Origin of the sequence: Arthrobacter sp. EPSL27, assembly GCF_001512305.1 — a bacterium.
Classification (GTDB): Bacteria; Actinomycetota; Actinomycetes; order Actinomycetales; family Micrococcaceae; genus Arthrobacter.
The window spans coordinates 397,475-418,527 of sequence record NZ_LNUT01000003.1 but is presented as its reverse complement, the minus strand read 5'-3'; the positions used below and the strand labels follow the sequence as shown (position 1 = coordinate 418,527).

Here is a 21,053-nt window from a genome sequence, read left to right as displayed (position 1 = left end):
GTAGATTCAAGCGGTGAAAGCGCCCTTGTACCTGGTCCTGGCCACGCTCTTCTGGTCCGGGAACTTTATGGTCGCCCAGGCCGCCGTCGCCTCCATGACCCCCATGGACCTGACGTTCTGGCGCTGGGCCCTTGCCGCCCTGCCGCTGCTGGTCCTGGCCCACTTCGTGGAGAAGCCGGACTGGCGTGCGGTGCTGCGCCGCTGGCCGGTGCTCCTGCTGCTGAGCGTGCTGGGCATGAGCGGCTACACCCTGCTGCTTTACGGGGCGCTGGGCCACACCTCCGCCATCAACGCCTCCCTGATCACCGCGGCCAATCCGGCCCTGATCGTCCTGATGGCGATGGTGCTGCCCGGCGAGAGGACCACCCGACGGGGATGGGTGGGCATCGGCCTTGGCCTGTTGGGCGTCCTCCTGGTGCTGACCCGGGGCGAACTGCACCGCCTGCTCAGCCTGTCCCTGAACATCGGTGAGGTCATGATGCTCGGCGCGATCTTCGTCTGGGGCTGCTATACGATCATCGCCCGCCGGCTGGACCTTCCCGCCATTGCAGCCACCGCCGTGCAGGTCTCGCTGGCGGCCGTGACGCTGGCACCGTTTGCCCTCGCCCTGGACGTGCGGCTGCCCCAGCTGCCCGCGGAGGCATGGTCGCTGGCCTACATCGTGGTCTTCCCGTCCCTGGGCGCCTACCTCCTGTGGAACCTTGCCCTGAAAACCACGCCTCCGGGCACCGCCGGGAATTACCTCAACCTCATTGTGGTCTTTACGGCAGCCATCACCGTGGCGCTGGGGACACCGCTCTCCCTGGTGCAGGTCGCCGGCGGGCTCCTGGTGATCGCAGGGGTGCTGCTCACCGGGATGAAGGGCCGGGCCAAGGCGCCCGCGCCGGGGAGTGACGTTTCGGGACGCATGTCCCCCGGGCTCAGCGCGGCGGGGCTCAGCGCGGCGGGTTCTGCGGATCCGGGGCCGGCAACTCCAGGTGGCGGGGATCGGAACTCGCGGGTTCCCCGGGGCTGATCCGGGCGCAGCACTGCGCCGGCAGCGCGGTTCCGCGGGACCGCAGTTCCTCGATGTCGAGGGCCTGCACCCGGCCCGGGTCCATGCCGCAGCCGGCCGCAGCGCCACCGAGGAACGCGCCGTTCATGGCGCAGACGACGTCGGTGTGGCCCTGTGCGATCCGGTGGAAGGGGCAGTTGAGCAGCACCAGGCCGCCTTCGCCGTCAGCTGCGGGCCGGTAGCCTTCGGCGGACAGCAGCGCGGCGAAGCTTTCTCCGGCGTCCGGCGCCGGGCCGGCCTGCCCCGCCGCTTCACCCCGCGCCCGGGCCGCCGCCTGCCCGCGCGCGAAGGCGGTGCGCAGCAGCGCCTCGCGGGCTGACCCCGCGCCGGCGGCGGAGTCCTCGATGGCCGAGACCAGCAGTTCCGCGGCCAGGTCGTAGTTCCGGTCCGGGACGGATGCGGCAACCTCCGGCACGGCGGCGAGGTAGAGCTTGGCCGGACGTCCGGATCCGGGGCCGCCCCTGCCGCCAAGCTTCCGGAATTCCACGCTCAGTAGTCCGTCCTGCACCAGCCGGTCCAGCTGGAAGGACGCCGTGCTCCGCGGCAGTCCGGTGGCGGCTGCGGCCTCGTCGCGGCTGACGGCGCACCCGGCCGCAGCGACGACGTCGAACAGCTTCCGGCGGTTCTCATCCCCGAGGGAGGCAACGGCCGCAATCCTGCGGTTCCACGGGGCGCGCGTCATGAATCCAGCCTATCTCTAAAAACAAATTTCATTGCTTAATCACCGGCCCGATTCTAAAATTAATATATTCACCTTTAGAAGGAGCCGTCATGAAAACCCCCACAGCAGCCACCGCCCCCGCCGCAACGCTGGCCCCGGCTTCGCACCGGCAGGCGTTCCTCCTGCTGCGCACCGCGTTCACGGTGGCGCCGGTGGTCTTTGGCCTCGACAAGTTCACCAACCTGCTCACCGACTGGACCATGTACCTGGCGCCGCTGGTCACGGATGTTGTGCCGCTGCCGGCACAGACCATCATGTACGTCGTGGGCGTCGTGGAGATCGCCGCCGGCCTGGCGGTGGCCCTGACGCCGCGGTTCGGCTCGCTGCTGGTTGCGGCCTGGCTGCTCGGCATCATCGTCAACCTCGTGATCCTGGGCGCCTTCTACGACGTGGCCCTGCGCGACGCCGGCCTGCTGGCGGGGGCGCTGGCGCTCAACCGGCTCGCCAGCGCCCGCGGCAGCCTCAGGCGGACGGCGGAATAACGGCGGTCCATGCCTCGGCGTCCGCCCGCGCAGCAGCCAGCGCGGCGGCGTCGGGGCATGAGACCGACAGGTAGACGGAGGACCCCGAAGCACTGAACAGCCGGGCATAGATTGCGGTGGCGCGTGCCCCGGCCTGGTCCCCGCCGGTAAAGACCAGCACCTCCACGGCCGGCGCCGGCGCGCCGGGCTCGCCGCCCCAGCGCAGGGTGCCCGGCTGGAGGTAGTCCGGCAGGATGCTGGCGTCAAGGTACTGGAAGAGGGCCTCCGTGGACGCTTTGTCGTCCCCGGCCACGGCGAGCGCCGACTGGTTGGCCCGCACCTTGGCAGAAGCCACGCAGCCGTCGTCCTTGATGTACTCACTCGCCCCGGCGACGTTCTCGGTGACGGGCTTCCATCCCGGGGCGTCGCGCAGCCCGTCGGAGAGCTGGACGGCAGAGCCCGCGGCGAGGGTGCCTCCGGCGGTGAAGGGCATGTCCTTCGCGGCCACGGCGGCGGCGTCGTGTCCCGGCGTAATGGTGGGGGTGGCCAGCGCCGGTGCCGACGGCGCTACCGGGGAGGCTGCGGGGTCAGGTATGCCGACGCTGCAGCCGGCCAGCGCAGCCGCCGCCGCGAGCGCCAGGAACGCACGGCTGCCGTGCCGCACCCACCGCGCACCGACGGCTCCAGCCCTCCTGGCCGCGTGTCCCGCCGGCCAGGCGTCCAGCCTGCTTCCCATGCCCCGCCCCGTTTCCGCCATGCCGGTCCGCTGTGGGCGCCCGGGCTTCCGCACGATTCTAGACGCTCCCGACGACGGCGCCGCCCTGGGTCTCCGCGGCCTGGGTCTCCGCGGCCTGGGTCTCCGCTGTCTGGGTCAGGCGAGGACACGGACGGCCCCGGGAACCACCTCGATGGTCAGCGGCAGCGGCCCGATCCGCTCACCGTCGGCGTAGGCCACCACGTTCTCCGCTGCCAGCTCCACCGAGCGGACACGCCGGATGCGCACCGCCGGGTGCCCGAGGTGGCCGCCGGAAAAGACCTTGGGAAAGACCCGCAGCAGCCCGGTCCGGCTGAGCGGGCCGACGATAAACAGGTCCAGCCAGCCGTCGTCGAGCACGGCGTCAGGGGTGACTTTCATTCCGCCCCCGATCGACTGCCCGTTGGCCACGGAGATGAGCATGGCAGCCTGCGGCCAGGTCTCGCCGTCGGCCGTCACGGTGTAGTTGATGGCGCGGAAGGAGGCGAGTTCGCGGAGCATGGCGAGGTGGTAGCGCGCCTTGCCGCGCGGCCACCGCCAGGCGTTGGCCCGTTCGTTGACGGCCGCATCGAACCCGGCCGACACCACGCCCGCAAACCAGCGGGAGGTCCCCGGGCCGGACGCACGCCCCGCGTCGATCAGCCGGCCCCCGGACTTCAGGCCGGCGAGCACCGCCGCGCAGGCGGCGGGAATGTCGTGGGCCGGGATGCCGAGGGCCCGTGCCATGTCGTTCCCGGTGCCGGTGGGCACAATGCCGAGCGCGACGGTCCCCCAGGGCATGCCGGAACCGGCGAGCGCATTGACGCCAAGGTGGACCATGCCGTCCCCGCCCACCACAACCAGGGCGTCAATGCCTGCGGCCAGGGCCTTGTCCACGGACGCCGCGAGCGCGGCATAACTGTCCTCGCACAGCAGCATGACGCCGGCCCCGGCCGCCTCGAAAATCGCCGCCGCTTCGCTGCCGGCGTGCACCCCGCGGCCGAAGGATGCCCGCGGGTTGACGGCAACGGCGATCATCATGCGCTGAATTATGCCAGCCGCCGGGAACCATCCGCGCCGCTGCGCTCGTTCTTTCCCTAGCCGGTTAAACTGGCCAGGCCGGACGTCCAGGATGGGCTGGCACCATCGAGGCAAAGGATTATTGCTTGACGCACGGCAACAGCTCGCATTACCAGGTCCTCCGGATCCCCGTCACGGCGACGGAGAAGGAAATCAAGGTGGCCTACCGCAAGGCCGCCCGCACCGCCCACCCTGACCACGGCGGCGATCCGGCCGCCTTCCGGCGCGTGACCCTCGCCTACGAGACACTGATCGACGCCAAGAGCCGGGCAGACTACGACCGCTCCTACGGCAGCGCCACCGCCGCCCGGCAGCCCGCCGACGAGGGTGCGCACTTTGACGCGCCGGCGGCCGGCAGCCGCGCCTCGGCGAATGTCCGGCGCCCCAACACGCCCCGGAACACCGCCTCCGACGCCCCGGTCTACGTTCCGCCGTTCGAACAGTATGCGGGGACCTCCGAGGTCCCGCTGATCCCCGAGGACCTGGCCCGCCAGCAGGTCCACGGGATGCCCCGCAAGCGCGGCATCTTCGGAGCCGAGGCCAGGATCCAGCGCGAAATGCGGACAGTGCAGCTCATCAGCCGGCAGATTCTTCCCGCGATTCCGGCCGCACGGCTGATCAACGGGCTGCAGTCCCCGGCTGACAACAGCCACATCGACCACGTGGTCCTGTCCGGCTACCGCATGGCGATCATCGGCTCCATGCTGCTGCCGCCGGGCGCCTACGCCTGGAACGGCAGCGCCCTCACCCACGGGGGACGGTCCATCGCCCCGCCGCAGCTGGCCCACGTGGTGCGCCGGATGCAGGACATCTTCCCGGAACTCAACGTCACGGGCTGGACGGTGGTCCACAGCACCGACGGGAACCTGCACGAACCGGTGATCGACCGGCACCGCCGGCCCCCGGGCAGGGACACAAGCCACGAGACCGTGCAGGTGGTCAACGCCGCCGGACTGGCGCGCGGCCTCAAGCAGTTCCTGGCGTCCGGGCCGGCCCCCAACACCGTGATCGTTCCGGTGCTGGCCCGGCTGCTGCGCGGCATGCACTAGCAGGATCGCTAGGATGGGACGGTGTTCCGCATCCTCTTCCACACCCCAGAAATCCCGGGCAATACGGGCAACGCGATCCGGCTGGCCGCCATTACCGGCGCCGAGCTGCACCTGGTTGAACCGCTGGGCTTTGACTTCTCCGACGCGAAACTGCGGCGGGCAGGCCTCGATTACCACGACCTGGCCGTGGTGACCGTACACCCTGACATCGATGCGGCCTGGGCGGCCCTGGCGCCCGACCGTGTCTTTGCGTTCACCTCCGACGGCGAGACCTCCTATACGGACATCAGCTACCGGCCAGGAGACGTGCTGCTATTTGGCCCCGAATCCGTGGGCCTGCCGGAGGAGATCAAGCACGACCCGCACGTCACGTCCCGTGTGCGCCTGCCGATGCTTCCCTCGCTGCGCTCGCTGAACCTGGCGAACGCGGCCTCGATTGCGGTCTACGAAGCCTGGCGCCAGAACGGTTTTGCCGGCGCCAAGCTGTAGCCGCGCATTTCCTGCCGGCATCACCCATCCGTTTACCCGGCTGTTCCGAATCCCCTGTGAAGCCCGGCTCAGCCAACGGGCCAGAGGCGCGGGTGAGGGAGCGAGGAACCGCAGGTGACAACAATGCAGGTGGGCAGGCGCCCCGTCCAACGTTCTGCCGGCAGCCACGCCCCGGGCGGAGGCGTTTCTGGGCCGGGTCGGGCCGGGGGCGCATTATGCTTGAAGGTGATGGAAACTCCCAACGCCCCGAATCCTGAGGCCGCCGCTCCCCCTGGCACTCCAGCTGACATGAACCGCAGGCTCGGAATGCTGCTGGAACACATTGCCCGCGGCGACCAGGCCGCTTTCGCTGAGTTCTACGAGCTCACGTCCCGGCGGGTGTTCGGCATGGCCCGGCGGGTGCTGATCGATGTGGAGCTCAGCGAGGACACGACCCAGGAGGTGTTCCTCCAGGTCTGGCAGAACGCCGCCAAGTTCAGTCCGGAGGCCGGGAGCCCGCTCGCGTGGCTCATGACCATCTCGCACCGCCGCGCCGTGGACAAGGTCCGTTCCTCGCAGTCGTCCACCGACCGGGAAGCGAAGTACGGCGCCAGCAGCCAGGACATCGACCATGATTCCGTCGCCGATGAGGTGGACAGCCGGCTCGAGGCCGAGGCCGTGGTGCGGTGCCTCGGGACGCTGACTGAGACACAACAGGAATCCGTGCGGCTCGCCTACTACGGCGGCCTCACGTACCGGGAAGTCGCAGAGAAGCTCAACGCTGCGGTGCCCACCATCAAGTCCCGCATCCGCGACGGACTGATCCGACTGAAAACCTGTCTGGGGGTGAGCTGAAATGACCAACATGAACGAACACGGCAAGGGCCGCGTCCCCTCCGGCTTTGCCGCTGACATCCCCACTGACCTGGCGTCGGGACGGGCGGCCGACCTCGCCGAACTGTACGCCTTGAACGCCGTGGACGACGCCGAGCGGGCCGCTATCGAGCGGTACCTCGCCTCGGCCCCGCAGGCTGAACGCGCCGCTTTTGACAACCGCGTCCGCCAGGCCCGCGAAACCCTTGCAGTCAGCTTTGCCGCCGAGGAAGAGCCGCCCTCCGGCCTGCTGGACCGGATCATGGCCTCCCTCCCCGCCCAGGCCCCCGCAGCGCCGGGCGCCCGGACCGCGGAGCAGGAGCCCCCGGCGGTCCCGCCGGTCGTGGCCCGGCCCGTCCGGGAGGCCGCCGGCCTCTCCGCAACCGACGAGCTCGCCGCCGCCCGCCAGCGCCGGGAGGAACGGCGCCGGCCGCAGGGCATGCGCAACTGGCTGGTGGGCGTCGCGGCCGCGGCCTTCATCGCCCTGGGCGGCGTCGGCGTCGGCGCCTATATGGCGAACCTGAACGATCCGCTGAACCAGGTCCTGCAGGCAGGGGACGTGAAGCAGGCGACCGTCAATGTCACCGGCGGCGGTACCGCCACCGTGTCCGTATCGCCGTCGAAGGACTCGATGGTGGTCAAGATGAACGACGTCCCGGCACCTCCGCCCGGCAAGGTCTACCAGATGTGGCTGATCCCCAAGGACGGCTCGGCACCGGTGTCCCAGGGGCTCATGGACGCGGAAGCGCTGTCCAAGCCCGCGGTGGTCACGGGCATCGGCTCTGCCGCGGCCCTCGGCATCACGGTGGAACCGACCGGCGGCTCCGCGTCGCCCACCATGCCCACCGTCGCCGCGGCCCCGCTGAACGCATAGCCGCAGGAACACCAACAACAAACAAACCAGCGCGGGCCCCGGACCTTTTCAGGTCCGGGGCCCGCGCTGTTTGGCCCGCCTTGTGTTGCCGGCGCAGTGTTGCCGGGTCTGTGTTGCCGGGTTTGTGGCGGTTAGGGCCGCACGGCGTTGAGCTGCAGCCGGTCGATGATTTCCTGCGTCTCGTCGGCGGGAGCGGCACTGACGCTGAGGCTGATGGCGTTTTCCTCGGGACCCGGCGCCTCGAGGGCCTCGAACTGCGACTCGAGCAGGGCTGCGGGCATAAAGTGCCCCTGCCGGGAGGCGAGCCGGTCAGAGATGCGGTCCTTGCTGCCGTTCAGGAACACAAACACCACCCCTTCACCGCGCAGGACATCCCGGTAGCGCTTTTTCAGCGCCGAGCAGGTGACGACGCCGGGAGTGCCGGCTTCGGTGTGCTGCCGGATCCACCCGGCGATGCTCTCCAGCCAGGGCCACCGGTCCTCATCCGTCAGCGGCTGTCCGGCCTGCATTTTCGCCACGTTGGATGCCGGGTGCAGGTCATCGCCCTCGGCAAAGTCCCAGCCCAGCCGGTCAGCCAGCAGGCCTGCCACGGTGGACTTCCCTGATCCGGAGACGCCCATGATGACGAGTACCGGGCCCTGCGCAGTCTTCACCATCAAAGCCTGCCTCCTCAATTAAATATGATTTAAACCAGAGGCCAGCCTAGGGGACGCGGCTGCGCCGAGGCAAGGGCGGCAGCACCGTTAGAAGCCCGCGATCGTGCCCGGCCCGTTGACTTCGACCACGTGGAACGCCTCGGCGCTGCGGCCGAAGGGAAGCCCGCCGCGTTCAGCGGTCCGCAGCATGAGCCCGCGCACTGTGCGGTCCATCGCTTCGATGTCGGGGTGCTGGCTGACATGGATATGGACGGCCTCGAGTTTGCTGTCGACGTGGTCCGTGACGTCGACGAAGTGGTTCTCGCGCTCCTCCGGCCCGGCGAAAAGCCACAGCCACGGCAGCTTGTAGGCCTCCAGCCCCGCGGCCGCCAGTTCAGGGTAGGCAAACGGGTTCTCCAGCGCCGGATACACCGCCCGGGTCACGGCCTCCCCCACCGCGAGGTGGTCGGGGTGGCTCTTCTGGATCCGGTCCCAGTTCCGCTCGGGGTGCATCGAAAGCACGACGTCGGGCCGCAGCTGCCGGATCAGCCGCACCACCTCGCGGATCACCTTGTGCGAGGGCTCGAGGTAGCCGTCGCGCTCGTGCAGGTAGTGGATGTCGGTCACCCCCACAAGGGCGGCGGCCCGGCGCTGTTCCTCGTTGCGCAGCCGGACGATTTCGTCCCGCTGCCCTGGGTCGAAGCCGCCGGCGTCGCCGTCGGTCATGATGCAGTAGCTGACCTGCACCCCGGCGGCGGTCCAGGCGGCGATGGTGCCGGCGGCGCCGAAGTCGACGTCGTCCGGGTGGGCGGTGAAACAAAGCACCCGTTCGATCCGGCGGTCAGGATCGAACGGGCTTTGCGCCTGCACGGCGGGGCTGGTCAAGGGATCAGCCCCTGCGCTTCTTGATTTCTTCGGTGGCCTGCGGCAGGACCTGGAAGAGGTCCCCCACGATGCCGAAGTCGGCGATTTCGAACACGGGTGACTCGGCGTCCTTGTTGACGGCCACGATCACCTTGGCGGTCTGCATCCCGGCCTTCTGCTGGATGGCCCCGGAGATCCCGGCAGAGATGTACAGCTGGGGCGAGACCGTCTTGCCGGTCTGGCCGATCTGCGCGTCATGGCCGATCCAGCCCGCGTCCGTCGCGGCGCGGGAAGCGCCGATCGCCGCGCCGAGCGCATCGGCGAGCTCTTCCAGCGGGCCGAAGTTGCCGTCGACGCCGCGTCCGCCTGCCACCACGATGCGCGCCTCGGAGAGGTCCGGGCGGCTGCTGGCTGCTTTCTCGCTGCGGGCCGTGACCCGGGCGGAGGCTGCGGTGGCCGTATCCGGCACGGGCACCGTGACGGCGGACGGGGCCGTGCCGGTCACGGCGGGCTCCGGCGTGATGCTGTTCGGCTTGACGGTCAGGACCGCGACCGGTGTGGTGGCCTTGGCGGTGGTCATGTAGGAGCCCGCCAGCACGGACTTGTGCGCCGTCCCGTCCGGGTCCACGGCCACGACGTCGGTGATGACGCCGGCGCCGAGCTTGATGCCCAGCCGCGCCGCGACTTCCTTGGCCTCCGCCGAGTTCTCCGTCAGGACGACGGTGGCGCCGGCGGTCTGCACGGCGGCGGCGAGGTAGGACGCCTTCGGGCCCACGAGGTAGTCGTCGAGGTCCGCCGCGGAGGGCCGGTACAGCGCCTGGACGCCGTAGGCCGCGAGGGTGTCCAAGACGTCGTCGTGCAGCTCGCCGTTGACGGCGACGGCCGTCTCGCCCAGCGACCGGGCAATGGTGAGCAGTTCCAGGCTGGCCTTCTTGAGGACCTGGCCGGGGTTGTCAATGAATACCAGTACTTTTGCCATGTCCGGGATCCCCTTAGAGCAGCTTCTGGGCGGCCAGGAACTCGACCAGCTGGATGCCGGCGTCGCCCTCGTCGGTGATGATGGTGCCGGCGGTGCGCGCCGGGCGTGCCTCCGCGGTTTCGACGGCGGTCCAGGAACCGGCCCGTCCGACCTGCCCGGGGTCGACGCCGATATCGGCCAGGGCCAGTGTGGTGATGGTCTTTTTCTTGGCCGCCATGATGCCCTTGAAATTCGGGTACCGGGGGTCGTTGGCCTGGTCGGTGACCGAGACGAGGGCGGGCAGGTCCGCCTCGACCGTGTCGGCGTGGGTGTCGCCGTCGCGGCGGGCGGTGAGCCTGCCGCCGTCGAGCTCCAGCGACGCCGCGAACGTGACCTGGGGCAGGTCCAGGCGCTCCGCGAGCTGGGCCGGGACGAGCGACGTTTCGCCGTCGGTGGAGGCCATGCCGGTGAGGACGAGGTCGACGGGGGTCTCGGTACCCAGGTGCCGGATGGCTGCGGCCAGCGCCAGGGACGTGGCGGCGGCGTCGGATCCGGCGAGGGCCTCGTCGCTGAGGTGGACGCCCTCCGTGGCGCCGATCTGCAGGGACTTCTTCACGGCGTTGACGGCGCCGGCGGGGCCCATGCTCAGGGCGATCACCTTGTTGCCGGCAGCCTCGCCGCCCCGGGCCTCAATCAGCTGAAGGGCGGCCTCGAGGGCGTACTCGTCCAGTTCGGACAGGATGCTTTCTGAACGGTCCGCCGTGTTCCCCTCGCCCGTGAGGTGCCGGTCGAACTGGGCGTCAGGGACGTGCTTGACCAGCACGATGATCTTCAATGTCTCTTCCACTGTGTTTACAGCAGCCTTCCATGCGGGTGGACAGCCAGCCGGGTGGGGTCGTGGCCACGGAACGCCCGGGTGCCGGGGTGCTCCTAGCTAACCATATCGGGGCTGGCCGGCGCGGCCTGGGTTAAGGCCTGTGTCAGCGCCGGCCACAGCACGGGACAGCGAGGGCCGGGCAGCACCCCCTGGTGCTGCCCGGCCCCCGTGCCGGCTACTGCCCGGCCGCAGCCCGGATACTGCCCGGCTACTGCTCGGCTGCCGTCCCGAGGGTGACGTCGAGCTGCTGTTCCTTGCCGCCGCGGATGACGGTCACCTTGACGGTGGCCCCGGCGGGCTGCTCGCGGACGGCTGCGGTCAGCTGGTTGGGATCGCTGATGGTGAGGTCCTGGAACCGGGTAACGACGTCGCCGACCTTGACCCCGGCCTTGTCGGCAGCGGAGCCTGGCTCGACCGTGGCAACCTCGGCTCCGACGGAGAAACCGGAGGCCGAGGAACTGGCGGTCTTCTGCTTCACGCTCACGCCGAACTGGCCGTGCGTGGCCTTCCCGGTGCTGATGATCTCCTGGGCCACCCGCTTGGCGTGGTTGATGGGGATGCTGAAGCCGACGCCGATGTTGCCGCTGCTGGCGGAGTCGCCGCCGGCGGAGGCGATGGCCACGTTCACGCCGATGATCTCACCCTTGGTGTTGACGAGGGCACCGCCGGAGTTGCCGGGGTTGATGGCGGCATCTGTCTGGATCACGTTGATCGAGATGCTTCCCTGGTTGGCGGTGCTCTGGCCCTGGCCGCCGTCCGGCGGGGCGAACTGGAAGCCCTGGTCCCCGCCCTGGGGGTTGTCCGCGCCTTCCTTGGGGGCGGCCGAGGACGCCACGCTGATGGTGCGGTTGAGGGTCGACACGATGCCGTCGGTGACGGTTCCCGTCAGGCCGAGGGGCGAGCCGATCGCGACGGCGGTGTCGCCGACGTTCAGCTTGCTGGAGTCGCCGAGGACGGCGGGCACCAGGTCACGGGCGTTCTGGATCTTGACGACTGCCAGGTCGGAGAGCGGGTCCGTACCGACGATCGTGGCGTTGTAGACCTTGCCGTCGCTCAGGCGGACTTCGATGTCGGCGTTGGCTGCCGTGCCGTCAAGCGTCACGACGTGGGTGTTGGTGAGGACGTGGCCTTCACCGTCAAGAATGATGCCGGACCCGGTTCCGCCCTCGCTGCCGCTGGACGCCTTGATGGTGACGACGCTGGGTGTGGCCTTCACGGCGGCGGCGGTGATGGCGTTGACGTCTTCCCTGTTGTTTACGATCACGGGGCCGGCCTGGCTGCTGCTGGAGCCCATGGACGTGACTGACTCGCCGCCCAGCAGCTGCGTCGTCCCTGCGACCACACCGCCGCCGACAAGGCCGGCGGCGAGGATGCTGGCGACGAGGGTGGGCACGCCGAAGGCGGCCTTGCGCTTCGGTGCGTGGGCGGGATTGCCCGCGTACGGCGAGGCCGGCTGGCTGCTGCCGAAGCCGCTGTGCTGGGGCTGCCCGTAAGGGGACTGTCCGTGCTGGTAGTTCCCCTGCTGGGCCTGCCCGAATGCAGAGCCGGCCTGGCCGTTCCCGGAGGAGTACTGGTTTCCTGGGGCGTACTGGGGGTGCGTCTCCGGCGGCCGGCCGTAGGAGGGCTGGTGTTGCGGGTACACGGGCTGCGGGCGGTTGTCCGCCTCCCGGTCCAGCCGGAGCGTGGGGTTATCCTGCGTGAAACCCTGCGGGGAGTCCGGGCGGGAGTCCCGGGCCGGATCGTGGGCTGAGTCCGGCGCGGAAGCCGCCTGCGGGTGACTCGATGGGTCTTCGCGCGGCGTGGCCGGCTCCCGGTTCTCCGGTGAACCGCCCTGCGCTGGGTTCTCAGTCATAAGACTTCCTTTCATCCTCGTCTGCATTAACTATGGACGATCTCACTGAGACTGGAGCGCACGTTTGCTGGGAGGTTGCTGTACGTTCCTGGCGGTCTCCGCCCGGTTCCTGAGGCGTCGCCGTTCCCGCTTCAGCGCTTTTCGCTGGTGGCATATTCCCGTTGGTGGACTGCCAATTGGGTGCACCATAGAATCAAATGGAATCGCCACAGCGACCTGCGGCTTTACATCTGCGTGGGGGCGCTGCTGCATTCTGTGACGACCGGTTCGGCCCGAACTGGTCGCAGAAGTGCTGAAGGGTTGCACATGCGGTCTACCTCTAAACGTCTCCTCGCCGTTCTCGGCGTCGTCGGACTGCTGGCGCTTCCCGCCGCTCCGGCGTTCGCCGAAGATCCGGTGACACTCGACCCCGTCACGAAGGTGGTGGACTCCGCCGGAGTCCTTGGCGACCGGAGGGGCGAGGTGGAACAGGCCATCAAGCAGCTCGGCGCCGACCACGCCATGACCTACCACGTGGTCTACGTGAAGAAATTCGAGAACCCCACCGACCGGTTCGCCTGGGCCGCTGCCGTGGCCGACAAGGCCAGCCTCGGTTCCAATGCGATGCTGCTGACGGTAGCCACCGAGGCGCGGCAGTATCTGCTGAGCAAGCCGTCCAACAGCAAGATCACCGATGCCCAGCGCGACACGATCGTGACCAGCGCGGTTGACCCGAACCTCCGCAACGGCGACTACGCCCAGGCCGCCATCGACAGCGCCGCCGCGATTGGAGACGCCGCCGGGGGCGGCAAGGGGACCGTCCCCTCTGAGGGCGGCGCCGGCAGCGGCGTGCTCGTTGGCGTGGGCATCGTTGCCGCAGGCGGAGCGGGAGCCTACCTGTACCTCCGCAACCGCCGGAAGAAGGCCGCGGCAGGGACCGCCGCCGGCTCCGGCCAGCAGGGCGCAGGCATGGACCCGCTCGCCGGGCTGACCGTGGAGGAGCTGCGCCGCAAGAGCGGTTCCCTGCTGATCGAGGCCGACGACGCCATCAAGTCCAGCGAGCAGGAGCTCGGGTTCGCGCAGGCACAGTACGGCGATGCCGCCGTCGGGAACTTCACGAAGGCCCTGCAGGAGGCCAAGGGCCACATGTCCGAGTCGTTCAAACTGCAGCAGCAGCTCGATGACCACATCCCCGACACCGAAGAGCAGCAGCGGACCTGGCTGGCCGAGATCATCCGCCGGTCCGAGGCGGCGCTGTCCTCGCTGCAGGAGCAGAAGGCGGACTTCGATTCGCTCCGTGAGCTCGAGAAGAATGCCCCGCAGGCCCTCGCCGCCGTCAGTGCCGGAGCGAAGGAGGCTGAGGCCAAGATCGCCAGCGCCGAGCAGTCGCTCGAATCGCTGCGGGCCAAGTACGCCGAAAGCGCACTGGTGCAGGTCGGCGACAACATCACGCAGGCGAAGGAACGGCTCGCCTTTGTGCAGAACGCCTCCGTCACCGCGCAGGAGAAGCTCAGCGCCGGCGAGGGCAGCCTCGCCGCCGTGGCCGTCCGGGCGGCGGAGGAAAGCCTGCACCAGACGAACGTGCTGATCGGCGCCATCACAAAGGTCGCCGGAAACCTGGATGAGGCGCGCAGCGGGCTGGAGTCCGCCGTGGTTGATACCTCCCAGGACCTGGCCCAGGCCAGGGCACTGATCCAGTCGGGGGCGCACCCCGAACTGGCGGGCCCGGTCGCAGCGGTGGAAGCCTCGCTGGCGCAGGTGAAGGCCGAGATCCAAGGCGGCAAGATCGATCCGATCGCTACCCTGGAGCGCGTCGAGACAGCGCACCAGTCGCTGGACGCGGCCCTGACCGGCATCCGCGACCAGCAGGAGCAGATCCGCCGCGCCCAGGCCTCGCTGCAGCAAAGCATCATGTCCGCGCAGGCGCAGATCAGCGCGACCTCGGACTACATCACGGCACGCCGCGGCGGCGTGGGCACTGAGGCCCGGACCCGCCTGGCGGAGGCCCAGCGGAACCTGGACTACGCACTTTCCATCTCGCGCAACGACCCGGTGACGGCCCTGCAGTACGCGCAGCAGGCCCATTCCCTCGCGACGCAGGCGGCCCAGCTGGCCCAGTCCGACGTCGACCACTTCGGCGGCTACGCCAACCAGGGCTACGGCCGCGGCGGCATGTTCGGTGGCAGCGGAGGCGGCGGCCTGGGCGGCGCCATCCTCGGCGGCATCCTGATCAACTCCATCCTGCACGGCGGCGGCGGAGGCGGCGGCTGGGGCGGCGGCGATTCCGGCGGAGACTTTGGCGGCGGCGACTTCGGCGGCGGCGGAGGCTGGGGCGGGGACTTCGGCGGCGGCGGCGACTTCTAGCCGCTCCACCGGCCACCTGGCCGATTCAGACAGGCCGATTCAGACTAGGCGCCGGCGGACCCCGCGGGCGGATAGAAGCAGTACATTGCACGGTTCACCGAATTCAGTGGCAACCACTGAGCAGGACGAAAGGTAACACCATGGTTAAGCAGTCCATTTTCGGCCGCATGGCGCAGCTGGCGAAGGCGAACATCAACTCCCTCCTGGACCAGGCCGAGGATCCGCAGAAGATGCTCGACCAGATGGTCCGGGACTACACGAACAACATCGCCGAGGCCGAATCTGCAGTGGCGCAGACCATCGGGAACCTGCGGATGCTCCAGGACGACTACAACGAGGACGTCAAGAATGCGCAGGACTGGGGCCGCAAGGCCCTCGCCGCCTCCCGCAAGGCGGACGAGTACCGCGCCAACGGCGACACCGTCGATGCGGAGAAGTTCGACAACCTCGCCAAGGTGGCCCTCCAGCGCCAGATCACCTCGGAGAACGAGGCGAAGTCCGCCGAGCCGAGCATCGCGTCGCAGACAGAGGTGGTGGACAAGCTCAAGCACGGCCTGGACCAGATGAAGGGCAAGCTCAACGAGCTCACCAGCAAGCGCAACGAGCTGGTGGCCCGTTCCAAGACCGCCGCGGCCCAGAGCCAGGTGCACGACGCCCTCAAGAGCATCGACATCATGGACCCGACCTCCGAGGTGGGCCGCTTCGAAGAGAAGATCCGCCGCGAAGAGGCCAAGGTCCGCGGCCAGCAGGAACTCGCCGCCTCCAGCCTGGACGCACAGTTCAACTCACTGGAGGACCTCGGTGAGCAGACGGAGATCGAGGCACGGCTCGCCGCGCTGAAGTCCGGCGGCAACCAGCAGGCCCTGGGCACCGGCAATGGTGCCCGCAGCGGCTCCACCGTCGACGAGGCCGACTTCGACAAGCTCTGATCCGTTCCCCGGGCGCGTGGGCGCCGCCGGACGACGTCGGCAAGGGCCGGGTTCCGCTAGGGAACCCGGCCCTTGCCGTATCCGGACGGGCGGCCGCGCCGCGGGTGCCCTGTGTCGTGGCCTCATCCAGTAGCGTTGAGCCATGTCTTCGACTTTGGTATGGCTTCGCGACGATCTGCGCCTGGACGACAACCCCGCCCTGGCGGACGGGGCAGCCTGGGACGGCCCGCTGACGGTGGTCTACATCCTGGATGAGGAGTCGCCCGGCATCCGGCCCCTGGGCGGCGCCACCAGGTGGTGGCTGCACCACTCGCTGGAGTCCCTGGCCGCGGACCTCAGGGAGGCAGGGAACCGCCTCGTGCTGCGCCGCGGCCGTGCGGACCGCGTCATCCGGGACCTCGCCGGGGAAACAGGGGCAACCCGCGTGCTGTGGAACCGCCGCTACGGCGGGCCGGAGCGGGCGGTCGACGCGGGCCTCAAGGACTGGGCTGCCAAGGAAGGCCTCGAGGCCCAGAGCTTCCAGGCCAACCTGTTGTTCGAGCCGTGGACCGTCCGGAACGGCTCCGGAGGCCCCTACAAGGTCTTCACCCCGTTCTGGAAGGCCTGCCTCGACTCGCAGGACCCCCGTCAGCCGCTGGACGCCCCGCAGAAGCTCCCCAATCCCGCCAAAACCGGGGAGCGCCGGCTGCCGGCCAGTGACGCCCTGGCCGAATGGAAGCTCCTCCCCCAGCGGCCGGACTGGAGCCAGGGCCTGGCCAAGGAGTGGACCCCCGGCGAGGCCGGCGCCCACGAGCGGCTGGAGACCTTTGTGGACGGTCCGGTGTCCGAGTACGGGACAGGACGCGACCGGCCCGGGATCGAGGGAACCAGCAGGCTCTCCCCCCATCTGCGCTTCGGCGAGATCAGCCCGTTCCGGATCTGGCACGCACTGCGCGAACGCTTCCCGCGGTCGGCTCCGGCCGACGTCGGGATCTTCCGCTCCGAAATCGGCTGGCGCGAGTTCTGCTGGCAGCTCCTCTACGAAAAACCGGAGCTGGCCACACGGAACTACCGCGCCGAATTTGACCGCTTCGACTGGCAGGCGCCGTCCGACGCCGAACTCCAGGCCTGGCAGCAGGGCCGCACCGGGTACCCGCTGGTGGACGCCGGCATGCGCCAGCTCTGGCAGACCGGCTGGATGCATAACCGGGTCCGGATGGCCGCCGCGAGTTTCCTGGTGAAGAACCTGCTGGCGGACTGGCGGCTGGGCGAGGCGTGGTTCTGGGACACCTTGGTGGACGCCGACTCTGCGAGCAACCCCGCGAACTGGCAGTGGGTAGCCGGATCCGGCGCCGATGCCTCGCCGTACTTCCGCATCTTCAACCCCGTCACCCAGAGCAAGAAGTTCGACGTCCGGGGCAGCTACCTGCGCGAGTTCATTCCGGAGCTGTCCGGGCTGGACGACAAGGCGATCCACGAACCCTGGAAGGCCGACGGTTCCGCGGAGGACTATCCGGACCCGGTAGTCGGGCTGCCGGAGTCCCGTGCCCGGGCGCTGGAGACCTACCAGCGGCTCAAGGACGGCTGAGCCTCTCCCCCGTCTCCCCCGCTGGCCTGGAGCGGCCGGGGCGGCCGGGGCAGCCGGGGCGGCCGGGGCGGCCAGGGCAGCAAGAAGGGCCCGGATCATCAGATCCGAGCCCTTCTTTTTCTCTCCAGTTGCGGGGACAGGATTTGAACCTGTGACCTCTGGGTTATGAGCCCAGCGAGCTACCGAACTGCTCCACCCCGCGTCGCTTGACCAACACTACCCTAGTTTTTGCCCCGCCCGAACCACAGTCCGTTTCCCGGGGGGCAGGACTGTTCTGCCGCACCCGTCAGGGCGGCGTTCCTGGCTTAAAGCAGAAGGTCCGGAGCACTGTTTCCAGTGTTCCGGACCTTCTCTCCAGTTGCGGGGACAGGATTTGAACCTGTGACCTCTGGGTTATGAGCCCAGCGAGCTACCGAACTGCTCCACCCCGCGTCGCAAGATCAACTTTACCTGCCGGTGAACATGAGGCCAAATCGAGGGGGCGTGATGTGCGTCTCCCCGGCTACGCAGGGCGGCGGGCCGCCCCCGGGGGGCGAAACAGGGCGGAACGGGAAAGGCCGGGCTCCCGCTCCTGTGGAGCGGGAACCCGGCCTTTCGCCGTGCGTCAGTTTCTTGCGTCAGCTGCTGGGTGTCGGTGCCGGAGTGGCCTCCGGCGTGGTGGTGGCCTCCGGAGCCGGCGTGGCCACGGGAGCTGGGGCGGGTTCCGCCGCGATCTTGGCTTCGGCGTCGATGGCCCGCTGAAGGGCCGCCGAGAGTTTCCGCTGTTCCTCGCCGTAGGCGGCAAAGTCGCCCCGGGCGAGGGCTTCCTGCCCGGCCTTGATGGCGGCGTTCGCCTCGTCGAGGGCGGCCTTGAGCTCCGCCTTCGCGTCCGGGGAGCCGGGAGCGCCGGGCGCCGTGGGCGAGGTGGGCGTCTGCCCGTTGTTCGCCGAGTCACCGGCACTGGCCCCCGAGGCACCGCCGAACAGCTGGTTCAGGGCTTCGTCCAGAGTCGGGGCAAACCCGATCTTGTCACCGAAGGCCACCAGGACGCGCTGCAGGGTCGGGTAGGAGGTCTCCCCCGTGGACCGCAGGTAGACCGGCTGCACGTACGCCATGCCGCCGCCGACCGGGAGGGTCAGCAGGTTGCCGTTGAGCACCGCGGATGCACCCTGGCGCAGCAGGTTCAGCGCCTGCGACACCGTGGGATCGGAGTTGAACTTGTTTTGCGCCTGGCCGGGGCCGGGAACGTTGGTCTCCGGCGGGATCTGCAGGAGCCTCAGCTGGCCGTAGCTCTCCGCCTTCACACCCTTTTGGTTGCCGGCGTCGGAGTCCGCGGCCAGGAAGCCGTAGAGGACGTTGCGGGCGTTGCCGTTGACCACCTGCGGAATGAACGAGGAGGTCAGCTGGAACGCCGGCTTTTCCTGGTCCGGCATCTTCAGGGACATGTAGTACGGCGGCTGCTTGACGTCGTCCTGCACGGTGGGATCGTTCGGAACGCTCCAGGCGTCGTTGTTGGTGTAGAAGTTGTCCGGCTGGGTGACGTGGTAGCGGCCCAGGAGTTCCCGCTGGACCTTGAACAGGTCCTCCGGGTAGCGGACGTGGCTCATCAGCGCACCGGACATTTCCGAGTACGGCTTGAGCGAGCTCGGGAAGATGTTCTGCCAGGCCTTCAGCACGGGGTCCTGGTCATCCCAGGCGTACAGCGTCACCTTGCCGTCGTAGGCGTCCACGGTGGCCTTGACCGAGTTGCGGATGTAGTTGACGGAGGTGTTCGGCAGGGAGGCCGTGCGGCCCGCGGTGGTCTGCGAGTCGGCGGTGGCCTCGGAGAGCTGCTCCTGCTGGGAGTACGGGTAGAACTGGCTGGTGGTGTAGCCGTCCACGATCCACTTCACGCGGCCGTCGACGACGGCCGGGTAGGCGTTGCCGTCCACGGTCAGGTACGGGGCGACCTTTTCGACGCGCTCCCGCGGGTTCCGGTCGTAGAGGATCTGCGATTCGACGTTGACACCGTCAGAGAGCAGCAGGTCGGAGGACTGGAATTTGATGGCGTAGAGGATCTTGTTGAAGAAGCTGCCCACGTTGGGGCCGCCGTCGCCGGTGAAGGTGTACTGCGTTTCGCCGCCGCCCTCCTTGGCCGCCGGACGGTCCTGCTCGCGGTTCGGCGCGCCCTCGGGGGCACCGACGATCGAGTAGTCTGGCGAATTTTCGCCGAAGTAGATCCGCGGCTGGTAGGTGGTGTCATCGCCCAGCACGCCGGTGGACGGGATGCCGGCCTGCAGGAACTCCGGCTTGCCGTCGACGGTGAACTTGTTGCCCTTGGCAGCGACGACGCCGTAGCCGTGGGTGTAGACGACGTGGCGGTTCAGCCAGGACTGCTGGTTGGCGCTCAACCCGTCCGGGTTCAGTTCGCGCACCGCGATCACCGTGTCCTGGACCTTGCCGTCGATCTCGTACCGGTCGACGTTCAGGGCGCTGGGGAACTGGTAGTACGGGCGGTACTGCTCCAGCTGGGAGAACGCGTCCGAGATCAGGTTCGGGTCCAGCAGCCGGATGTTGGCGGTGGTCTGCGCGTCGGGGGCCAGGGCGCCCGTGGTGGCGTTGGTGGTGGCGTTGTAGACAGACTCCTGGATCTTGTCCAGGCCGTACGCTGCGCGGGTCATATTGATGTTGCGCTCGATGAACGGCTTCTCAAGCGTCTGCTCCGAGGGACGCACCTGGAACTGCTGGATGACCCAGGGGTAGACGCCGCCGGCCAGGATCGAGGTGATGACCAGCATGGCGGTGCCGATGACGGGCAGCCGCCACTTGCCGATCACCGCTGCGACGATAAACAGCACGGCGACGAGGACTGCGGCCACCGCCAGGATGGCTTTGGTGGGGATGACGGCGTTGACGTCCGTGTACAGCGCACCGGCCCAGCGGCCGCCGCTGTTCTGGACGGAGGAGTACCGGTCCAGCCAGAAGTTGGCGCCCAGCAGGAGCAGGAAGGTTGCACCGGAGACGGCGAGGTGGATCTGGGCGGCACGGCTCGTGAAGATGCCGCGTTCCATGATCCGGATGCTGCCGTAGAGGTAGTGCGTCAGGATGCCCGCGACGCCGGCCACGATGGTGACGCTGATGAGGAAGCCCGTGACGAAGCCCAGGAACGGCAGGGTCATCAGGTAGAAGCTGATGTCGATATTGAAGAGCGGATCGTTCTGGCCGAAGGGCACCTGGTTCAGGAACAGGAGTACCCGCTGCCACTGGCTGGCCGCGGCGCTTCCGGCGAACAGGCCGAAGAGGATGGGCAGGCCCACCATAACGATCCGGCGCACCGGTTCAAGCTGGACCTGGTAGCGGTTCAGGTTGTCGCGGATGTCCGAGTCCGGGGCGTAGACCGGGCGGGCGTGGTAGGCGATCCGGATGGCGAAGAACACCGCGGAGAACATGATGGCGAAGCCAATTAGGAAGATGACGATCCGTGCCAGGTTCTCGGTCAGGAAGACTTCGAAGAAGCCCAGCTGCTGGTACCAGAGGACGTCTGTCCAGACATTGGCGAAGAAGATGAAGCCGACCACGATCAAGGCCACGACAATCAACGTCGGCGTCAGTGCGCTTCGACGTGGCTGGGGTCTTCCGGGCGGGACAGTGCTGGCGGGACGGGACAAACTCGGTACCTCATAGCTGGTCGTCAGGTGCTGGTTTTTAGTTATCAGTGCTGCAGCGCGGCGAAGCCGTCATATGTGCCACGAGTGGC

The 21,053-nt window shown here is 68.8% G+C and carries 18 protein-coding genes and 2 tRNA genes; 9 read left to right on the top strand and 11 right to left on the bottom strand.

What is annotated here, in order from left to right:
• The first annotated feature begins 13 nt into the window (after nt 1-13).
• Entirely contained in the window at nt 14-1,015 is a 1,002-nt protein-coding gene (locus tag AR539_RS03955; protein ID WP_082699176.1) for a DMT family transporter, read from the top strand.
• On the opposite strand, the gene AR539_RS03950 is transcribed toward AR539_RS03955, so the two are convergent.
• A complete protein-coding gene (locus AR539_RS03950) occupies nt 936-1,736 on the bottom strand; it encodes a helix-turn-helix domain-containing protein (protein ID WP_197410547.1) in 801 nt (266 codons plus the stop codon). The genes AR539_RS03955 and AR539_RS03950 overlap by 80 nt on opposite strands.
• An 89-nt stretch (nt 1,737-1,825) precedes the next feature.
• Between AR539_RS03950 and AR539_RS03945 the strand changes: the two genes are divergently transcribed.
• Complete coding sequence (locus tag AR539_RS03945) at nt 1,826-2,257, top strand: hypothetical protein (protein ID WP_066432738.1); 432 nt, start codon at nt 1,826-1,828, stop codon at nt 2,255-2,257.
• Here AR539_RS03945 and AR539_RS03940 read toward each other — a convergent pair.
• Nucleotides 2,238-2,972: a hypothetical protein gene (locus AR539_RS03940; protein ID WP_231728479.1), complete on the bottom strand. Its 735-nt coding sequence runs from the start codon at nt 2,970-2,972 to the stop codon at nt 2,238-2,240. The two genes, AR539_RS03945 and AR539_RS03940, sit on opposite strands and share 20 nt — an antisense overlap.
• Before the next feature lie 135 nt (nt 2,973-3,107).
• Nucleotides 3,108-4,010 (bottom strand): diacylglycerol/lipid kinase family protein, encoded by a 903-nt coding sequence (locus AR539_RS03935; RefSeq protein WP_066432736.1) that lies wholly within the window; start codon nt 4,008-4,010, stop codon nt 3,108-3,110.
• A gap of 125 nt (nt 4,011-4,135) precedes the next feature.
• Between AR539_RS03935 and AR539_RS03930 the strand changes: the two genes are divergently transcribed.
• The 4 genes from AR539_RS03930 to AR539_RS03915 all read left to right on the top strand — a co-directional run bounded on the left by AR539_RS03930 (nt 4,136) and on the right by AR539_RS03915 (nt 7,313).
• Nucleotides 4,136-5,098, top strand: a complete 963-nt coding sequence (locus AR539_RS03930) for a J domain-containing protein (protein ID WP_066432733.1) — start codon at nt 4,136-4,138, stop codon at nt 5,096-5,098.
• 21 nt (nt 5,099-5,119) lie between these two features.
• A complete protein-coding gene (locus AR539_RS03925) occupies nt 5,120-5,587 on the top strand; it encodes a tRNA (cytidine(34)-2'-O)-methyltransferase (RefSeq protein ID WP_066432730.1) in 468 nt (155 codons plus the stop codon).
• Nucleotides 5,588-5,815: 228 nt separating this feature from the next.
• Nucleotides 5,816-6,421 carry an ECF RNA polymerase sigma factor SigK gene (gene sigK / locus AR539_RS03920; protein ID WP_066432727.1) on the top strand — a complete coding sequence of 202 codons (606 nt, stop codon included), beginning with the start codon at nt 5,816-5,818 and terminating at the stop codon, nt 6,419-6,421.
• Nucleotide 6,422: 1 nt separating this feature from the next.
• Nucleotides 6,423-7,313 (top strand): anti-sigma factor, encoded by an 891-nt coding sequence (locus AR539_RS03915; protein ID WP_197410546.1) that lies wholly within the window; start codon nt 6,423-6,425, stop codon nt 7,311-7,313.
• Between the two features lie 131 nt (nt 7,314-7,444).
• On the opposite strand, the gene AR539_RS03910 is transcribed toward AR539_RS03915, so the two are convergent.
• From AR539_RS03910 to AR539_RS03890, 5 genes are all read right to left on the bottom strand, one after another.
• A complete protein-coding gene (locus AR539_RS03910) occupies nt 7,445-7,969 on the bottom strand; it encodes a gluconokinase (RefSeq protein ID WP_066432726.1) in 525 nt (174 codons plus the stop codon).
• A gap of 87 nt (nt 7,970-8,056) precedes the next feature.
• Nucleotides 8,057-8,833: a PIG-L deacetylase family protein gene (locus AR539_RS03905; RefSeq protein WP_066432725.1), complete on the bottom strand. Its 777-nt coding sequence runs from the start codon at nt 8,831-8,833 to the stop codon at nt 8,057-8,059.
• Between the two features lie 4 nt (nt 8,834-8,837).
• Complete coding sequence (locus tag AR539_RS03900; RefSeq protein ID WP_066432723.1) at nt 8,838-9,791, bottom strand: electron transfer flavoprotein subunit alpha/FixB family protein; 954 nt, start codon at nt 9,789-9,791, stop codon at nt 8,838-8,840.
• A 13-nt stretch (nt 9,792-9,804) separates the two neighbouring features.
• The gene (locus tag AR539_RS03895) at nt 9,805-10,605 is read right to left on the bottom strand and encodes an electron transfer flavoprotein subunit beta/FixA family protein (RefSeq protein ID WP_066432721.1); all 801 of its coding nucleotides are present in this window, start codon (nt 10,603-10,605) and stop codon (nt 9,805-9,807) included.
• Between the two features lie 250 nt (nt 10,606-10,855).
• Nucleotides 10,856-12,499, bottom strand: a complete 1,644-nt coding sequence (locus AR539_RS03890; protein ID WP_066432720.1) for a S1C family serine protease — start codon at nt 12,497-12,499, stop codon at nt 10,856-10,858.
• Nucleotides 12,500-12,805: 306 nt separating this feature from the next.
• On the opposite strand from AR539_RS03890, the gene AR539_RS03885 reads away from it, so the two are divergent.
• The 3 genes from AR539_RS03885 (at nt 12,806) to AR539_RS03875 (ending at nt 17,338) form a co-directional block, all read left to right on the top strand.
• On the top strand, nt 12,806-14,842 hold the full coding sequence (locus AR539_RS03885) for a TPM domain-containing protein (protein ID WP_197410545.1): 2,037 nt from the start codon (nt 12,806-12,808) through the stop codon (nt 14,840-14,842).
• Between the two features lie 140 nt (nt 14,843-14,982).
• Entirely contained in the window at nt 14,983-15,771 is a 789-nt protein-coding gene (locus AR539_RS03880; RefSeq protein ID WP_066432717.1) for a PspA/IM30 family protein, read from the top strand.
• 142 nt (nt 15,772-15,913) lie between these two features.
• Nucleotides 15,914-17,338, top strand: coding sequence for a cryptochrome/photolyase family protein (locus AR539_RS03875; protein ID WP_066432716.1), 1,425 nt, complete (start codon nt 15,914-15,916; stop codon nt 17,336-17,338).
• 128 nt (nt 17,339-17,466) lie between these two features.
• On the opposite strand, the gene AR539_RS03870 is transcribed toward AR539_RS03875, so the two are convergent.
• The 3 genes from AR539_RS03870 to AR539_RS03860 all read right to left on the bottom strand — a co-directional run bounded on the left by AR539_RS03870 (nt 17,467) and on the right by AR539_RS03860 (nt 20,964).
• Nucleotides 17,467-17,540: transfer RNA gene (locus AR539_RS03870), tRNA-Met, on the bottom strand.
• Nucleotides 17,541-17,696: 156 nt separating this feature from the next.
• Nucleotides 17,697-17,770: transfer RNA gene (locus AR539_RS03865), tRNA-Met, on the bottom strand.
• A 185-nt stretch (nt 17,771-17,955) separates the two neighbouring features.
• On the bottom strand, nt 17,956-20,964 hold the full coding sequence (locus AR539_RS03860; protein ID WP_197410544.1) for a UPF0182 family membrane protein: 3,009 nt from the start codon (nt 20,962-20,964) through the stop codon (nt 17,956-17,958).
• Nucleotides 20,965-21,053: the final 89 nt, after the last annotated feature.